We start from the raw sequence: 6,228 nt of genomic DNA, 5'->3' as shown, positions 1-6,228 counted from the left end.
GCGACATCTCCTGCACCCACAGCCGCCGCCGCCACGCCGCGAACTCCCGTCGCGGGATGCCCCACAACCGGCAGTAGTCCGCCTGGCTCAACCCACTCCGCACCTGCGAGCGCACATGCGCCCGCCATCGCCGCACCTCCGAACACGCCATCGACCGCTCCTCCGTTGGGGAAACCGGAGACGGTCGGGAGAATCAGGTCAGGAAGGTAGGTGAGGTGGGCGGACGCTTACGTACGGTCTTCTCCTCACCCGTCAGCAGTGCGTCGATCTGGGTGACATCGGCCACGTTCGCCGCGGTGCCGGTGACCACGCGCACCAGGCCCGAGTGGGAATCAACGCCGACGTGGGCTTTCATGCCGAAGTACCACTGGTTGCCCTTCTTGGTTTGGTGCATCTCTGGATCGCGCTCGCCTCTGCTGTTCTTGGTCGAACTCGGCGCGTGGATGATCGTCGCATCGACCAGCGTGCCGGCGCGCATCTGCATGCCGCGCGCCGCCAGATCGGCGTTGACCGTCTCCAGGATCTTCGGTGCCAGCGCGTGCTTCTCCAGGAACCGACGGAACTTCAAGATCGTGGTCTCGTCCGGGATCGCGTCGACGTTAAGTTCCAAGCCCGCGAAGCGCCGCATCGATTCGATCTCGTACAGCGCATCCTCCATCGCCGGGTCGCTCAGTGCGTACCACTGCTGCAGGAAGTGGATCCGTAGCATCACTTCCGGCGACATGGGCGGCCGTCCGGCCTTGCCGCTCTTGGGGTAGTGTTCTTCGATCAACATCAGCAGCGCCTTCCACGGCACCACCAGCTCCATTTCCGCAAGAAACTTCTCGCGACGGGTCTGCTTCTTCTTCGCGGTGTAGGCCAGGGAGTCGAAGGTGGTCTGCTTCATTGGCTGAACATTCTGCGGGTGGTGGGCTATGGTAGCCGTCGGGGCGGATAAATCAGAGCTTCCTTAGGCTTCAGTAACTCTCGCTTGGTTCGTTTGCGGCAGGGTCAGCCCACTGCCGCCTGTAACGGCTTGCTGAGCAGCCCCTGGAACCGCCTTGTCCTCACCGCGTCGGAACGCTGGCTGCGCTTGTCCGTGTAGGTGACTTGCGCGAGTTCGAGCTGGATGGCGTCCATACCTTCGGCAGGGCGGAGGTAGTGGCGGGTGATGCATCGGCACCGGCATCCCGCGCGTCCTGGAGGACTGGCCGGAGACGACGCTACTTGACGACGTGGACGGCAACGAGTTCAGGGCGGTGATTCCGCGGCCAGCGACCGACCAAACCCAGCAAGTCACCCCGCAAGTGACCCCGCAAGTGAGCCCGCAAGTGACCCCGCAAGTTGGGATGCTGTTGGCGCAGCTTGATGGCGAAATGCCTCGGCTCGCTATCCAGAACGCCCTGGGGCTGGCGGACCGAGAACACTTTCGTACTTCCTATCTCACGCCAGCACTGGACCTTGGCGTGATCGAAATGACCCTGCCGGACAAGCCTCGCAGCAGCAACCAGCGGTACCGCCTTACCGCCCTCGGACGGCAGTGGTTGACGACGCATTCCCCTGGCGGTTCGCCCTGATGCCCCGCGGCATGCTCGAACTTCCTCCCCAGTCCGCTAGATTGCTATTCAATTGAGAGAGCCGGAATTGAACCGTCATCCATCCGCCACCAACAACGACCCCCAGCTGGGAACAGCTGGGGTTTTTTGTTGCCTGCTGACTGGGGCAGGGCCGATCGGAACAGCCTGCAGTTTCTGAGCGACAGCAATCCATTCCGCGCGCGAATCACTTCACGGCAGTCGTCAGAGCGCCCAGCTCAAGCGGGCAAGGGCGCTGCCTGCGGACTGCTCTTGGCAGCCGTCTGCGGGCGAGTGACACACCCCCGGCGCGCCCAGAACGGTGCGTGTGGCCAGCGCGTCTCCAGTGCATAGCAGGCACTGAGCTGCTGTCGATAGGCCGCGTGGACCTCGGTGAGATGCTGGCAGTAGCGCGCGCCGGCGGCCGCGTCGCCCGACCGCATGCTGAGCAGGGCGCGCGCTGCCTCTTGCCCGGTGTAGAGCGCATTGGCGATGCCTTTGGAAGAGAGCGGATCGAAGCTGAGCGCGGCATCGCCGGTGGCGAGCCAGCGCTCGCCGGCCGCGCGATCGAGTTCGCTGCCGCTGGCGTCGGCGCCGCCGCTTGGCTCGATCGGGCGCCATCCGTGCTGCAGGCACAGCCGGCTGAGCATGGGCGCGTTCTGCAGCGCATCCCACAGACGGCCAGCCGACAGCAGACGGCGGTGCTGCAGCAGATCGCTGTCGCCCAGAAAAACCAGCAGGCGCTGGCCGGAGGGCAGCAGGCTGCTGTACCACCAGCCGTCCTCGACCGCTTCCACCAGGGTGCGTCCGTCCTGATCGTGTTCCGATCCGCCCTGCAGGCGCAGATAGAAGGCGATCAGTGCGTCATGGCGGACGCGTCGCGCGCCGAGTGCACGCGCCAGGCTCGCCGCGCGGCCGCTGGCGTCGATCACCCAGTCCGCCTCGATCGTCTGCTCACGGTTGTGCGCAAACTGCAGGCGCAGCTGATGTGGCTGGCCATGCCTGCCTGCGCGCAGCAGGCGCAGCGTTGTGTCTGTCAGCAGCTGCGCGCCGGCCTGGCAGGCGGCTTCGCGCAGATCACGGTCAAACCGCAGTCGATCCAGCTGCAGGCCGTGGCCGTGCAGCTGACGAATGAAGTCTTTCGACTGCGGCTGCGGCCCGCCCCAGCAGGCCAGGGTGCCGACGCTGGGGCGATGGCCTGCCGAGAGTGTGCGATCAAGCACGCCGAGCCGCTGCAGTAAGGGACGTGCCGACGGCGGCAGGCTTTCGCCCGGTCGAAAGGCGCGCGGGCCGCTGTTGTCGGCGATCAGTACCCGCAGCCCGGCCTGGGCAAGGCTCAGTCCTGCCGCAGCGCCGGCGGGCCCGCCGCCGGCGATGACCACGTCGAAATGCTTCTGCTGCACGACAAGTCGGCTCAGGTGCGCGGCTTGCCGCGCCGGACCGGCAGTGGCGCGGCCTGTGCGTCCTGGGCCGAATCGAAGTTCGCGCCATGCGCGAGTACGCCGGCCTTCGCATGCAGCTTCGGATGCGCCTTTGCTGCGCCGGGTTCGGCGGCGAGGCTCATCGCGGCGGCCTCCAGCGCGGCCGGACTCAGGCTCGACGCGTCCGCAGCGGACACATCCGGACCGTAGGCGGCGACCTGCATCTGTGCCGGGAACCCGGGCGAATCGCTGACGCCCGGGCGCGATTCGACCAGGCCCATCGAGCCGAAGATCCGCACCATCTCGACCATCTGCCCAGCAGTGTCGCCGTGCAGCGGTTTGTTCCAGCTGGTGCGTTTGCTGAAGGCCTCGATGCGCCGATCCATCGGCTGCGCCGGGTCGATCACGATCGCGTAGTCCTCGGCGGTCAGGACATGATTGGGCACGCGGGCCGGCCAGAAGGTCGGCGCGAACGGATCGTAGTCGGTGTCGTAGCCGGCGCGGCAGAACGCCGTGTCGGCCTGCCAGGGCAGACCCATCCAGCGATTCAGATCACCGGGGCTCTGCGCGTGCAGGGGGCCTTGCGCGGACAACGCGGTGGCCTGATTGAGGGTCGCGCCGTAGTCGGGTGCGGCCTCGCCGGGCGGACGCTGGCGGATGCGGAACGGCGCGCGATACAGGCTCAGGTGGCGCATCGGCCAAGTCAGTTCGCAGCCGGGGTGGAAGGCATCGGCGAGGCAGAACTCCAGCGCCGCGCGGTCCAGCATCGCCGGCTGTGCGGCCAGCGGTAGCTCATCGATGCTGGCCGGCAGAGGCCGCTTCGGATCGAATCCAGGGCTGAACTGGCCCAACATCCAGCGCTTCAACAGCGCGTACTGGGTGGCGCTGACACTGGCGTTCTGGCGCGGGCTCTCGCCGGCCGGAATCTCCATCGCATCGCCGTACAGCCACGGCCAGGGCTGCTGGTTGCCATCGGGTGGGTTGGGCGGGCGGAAGCTGTTGAACACCTGTCGACGCAGTTCGGCATTGGGGTCGTAGGCGCCGGCCGGCGGCAGGGTCGAGAGCTTGGCGATCAGGTCGGGTTCTTCGAAATCGAAGCGGCCGCCAAAGCCGAACAGGGTCGCGAAGCCCTGATTCACCCACTGCAGCCCGGTCAGGCGCTGCAGGATCGGATAGACATCGTTCTGGAAGTGCACCTCTGCCGGCAGCGCCAACCAGCCGGCCTGCACGTAGAGATCGAACATCAGGTCGTACAGGGTGCGCTCGGCCTTCAGCTGCGGGGCGTAGTTTGGCGGCGCCGTCACCACCCAGGCCGAGTCCACCGGAATGGTGCGGCCCTCGATGTGGACGCTGGCGCTGACGGTGCCGTCGGCGGTGTCGTCGTACCAGCCATCGGCATTGATGAAGGAATTGCCGTCCTTGGGGTTGAAGATCGGCGTGTTGTTCGGCGAGGCCGACACGCCATGACCGGCCAGCACGAGAAGACGGCCGTCGGCATCCGTGCGCAGTTCGCCGAGGTTGACCGGCACGCCGGTGAAACTGCCGCCGCACTGCACCGGCCCATCGCCACGGCCGACCACGCGCTGCGGCCCGGCGTCGATCACCAGCGTGTCGCGCGTGGCGACCTGGGCATTGCGCAGCGGCAGCACGGTGTCGGCGGCCTCGGGAATATCCATCGCGATCTGCCATTGATACCAGGCGGCCTTGCTGTTCGCCAGATGAACGGTCCAGCTGATCTCGGCCCAGTCGGCGGTCAGCTCGCGCACCACTTCGCCCGCCGCGTTATAGCCGTAGATGCGGAACTCGGCGGCCTCGCGCTTCAGCGCGCCGGTGGCATCGCGATAGAAGCCCTGTGGCTGAATCGGCGGCTCGCTCAGCTGCGGGCCGATGTAGAACGCCTCGGCGCTGTTGCCGACCCGTGCGATGCCGATCGCAGGGTGGATGGCGGCGCGCACCACGTGGGTGTCGCGTGCGGCCGGGTAGTCGACCCCGGGCGCGTACTGCGGAGGCCGCGGCTCGGTCGGTTCGCCGGTGGGCACGCCATTGGTGTTGCGACGATTGTTGGCCGAGGCCTGATAAACCACGCGGCGCGCCTCCGCGAGGCTGCCGACTGGCGCGTGCTCTGGCAGGGCATGCCAGGTGTTGTAGGCGAGGTTCTCGCCATAGCTGGCCTGGTTGCGGGTATCGAGATCCTGCTTCGGCAACTCGAGGATACCGACCTCGATCGGCGCGCTGGCCTGTTCACTCCACTGCACGGTGGCGGCATCGAGCGGCATCTCGCCCTCATTGGTCTGGAACTGAACCAGCAGACGGAAGCGCGCCGAGCTGGTGCGCAGCCGCGCATGCAGATCTGCGCGCAGGTAGAAGGGATCATCGAAGTCGACCGGGTCATCGCAGGCGGGCATCGACCGCTGCAGCGGCGGCAAGTGCTCCAGCTTGTACTTGACGAAACGACTGTCGCCGAAGCGGAACGGCAGCACGCTCCAGTAGTCGATGCCGAGCACCGAATCGACCACTTTCTCCATGTCGTTCAGCACCTGCGCGGTACGCGGATGCGCGGCCAGGTATTCGTCACCCTTGCCGTGCAGGGACTGGCAGGTGAACTCGCACATGTCCTTGGCGGTGTCGACGAAGAACACATCGTGATTCTGCAGAATGAAGTCGTGCGTGTTCGCATGCTGATCCGGCGCCAGCAGCTTTTCGCCCTCGACGCCGAACAGCTTGATGCCGATGCCGGTGGTGCCCTTGAGATCGGTATTGCCGGGCTGGACATCGGCGGAGAAGCGCACCCAGGCCGGGTACTCGCGCGCCTGCGCAAACAGCCCGACGCGCAGCGACTCCGGCAGCGCCGGATCGACCACGAAGCGACCGTGGGCGACACCGTGCAGACGCAGGAACACCGGCCGCGTGGCGGGGTCGCGCCCGGCCGCCATACCGCGGCCCTGGAAGTAGTCGACGAACAGCTGCTTCAAACCGAGCACTGGATCGCTGTCGCAGCAGCATGGGCTGGGCGGCAGCTTTGGCGGCAGTTGGATCGGTGTTCCGGTGCAGTCGCTGGCGGCGGAGTACGCCGCAGGATCGGTGTTCTTTGACATGCGATTCCCCCAGTGCGTGGCCAACCGTGCTCGACGTATGCGTCCGCCCAAGCCACCTACCGCTTCCCCACTCGCCGTGCTGAGCCTCAGTTGCAGATCGGCGCCCAGCCCTCGATCGGCAGCAAGCTGTCGATGTCGCGGTTGCGCGTGGTCGGCAGT

The 6,228-nt window shown here is 66.7% G+C and carries 5 protein-coding genes and 1 pseudogene; 1 reads left to right on the top strand and 5 read right to left on the bottom strand.

The features are described 5' to 3' along the window. The 3 genes and pseudogenes from tnpA to ACIQ7H_RS21525 all read right to left on the bottom strand — a co-directional run. On the bottom strand, positions 1-151 hold a 151-nt coding region (gene tnpA / locus ACIQ7H_RS21535), incomplete at its 3' end, for an IS66 family insertion sequence element accessory protein TnpA (protein WP_395795437.1). 81 nt (positions 152-232) lie between these two features. Then, positions 233-886, bottom strand: a pseudogene (locus ACIQ7H_RS21530) (IS5 family transposase); the annotation flags it as partial. A 104-nt stretch (positions 887-990) separates the two neighbouring features. Then, positions 991-1,119, bottom strand: a complete 129-nt coding sequence (locus ACIQ7H_RS21525) for a hypothetical protein (RefSeq protein ID WP_395795435.1) — start codon at positions 1,117-1,119, stop codon at positions 991-993. A 95-nt stretch (positions 1,120-1,214) separates the two neighbouring features. Here ACIQ7H_RS21525 and ACIQ7H_RS21520 point away from each other — a divergent pair, with 95 nt between their 5' ends. Continuing rightward, the gene (locus ACIQ7H_RS21520; protein WP_395795433.1) at positions 1,215-1,556 is read left to right on the top strand and encodes a Fic family protein; all 342 of its coding nucleotides are present in this window, start codon (positions 1,215-1,217) and stop codon (positions 1,554-1,556) included. Positions 1,557-1,792: 236 nt separating this feature from the next. Here the strand turns inward: ACIQ7H_RS21520 and ACIQ7H_RS21515 are convergent, their stop codons facing one another. Beyond that, positions 1,793-2,956 carry an FAD-dependent monooxygenase gene (locus ACIQ7H_RS21515; protein ID WP_395795431.1) on the bottom strand — a complete coding sequence of 388 codons (1,164 nt, stop codon included), beginning with the start codon at positions 2,954-2,956 and terminating at the stop codon, positions 1,793-1,795. 11 nt (positions 2,957-2,967) lie between these two features. Further along, positions 2,968-6,069 carry a LodA/GoxA family CTQ-dependent oxidase gene (locus ACIQ7H_RS21510; RefSeq protein WP_395795429.1) on the bottom strand — a complete coding sequence of 1,034 codons (3,102 nt, stop codon included), beginning with the start codon at positions 6,067-6,069 and terminating at the stop codon, positions 2,968-2,970. Positions 6,070-6,228: the final 159 nt, after the last annotated feature.

Origin of the sequence: Aquimonas sp. (genome assembly GCF_044377145.1) — a bacterium.
In the GTDB taxonomy this organism is placed as follows: domain Bacteria; phylum Pseudomonadota; class Gammaproteobacteria; order Xanthomonadales; family Xanthomonadaceae; genus Aquimonas.
Note: the sequence above shows the minus strand (reverse complement) of the source record. Positions and strands in the feature narration are given on the sequence as shown.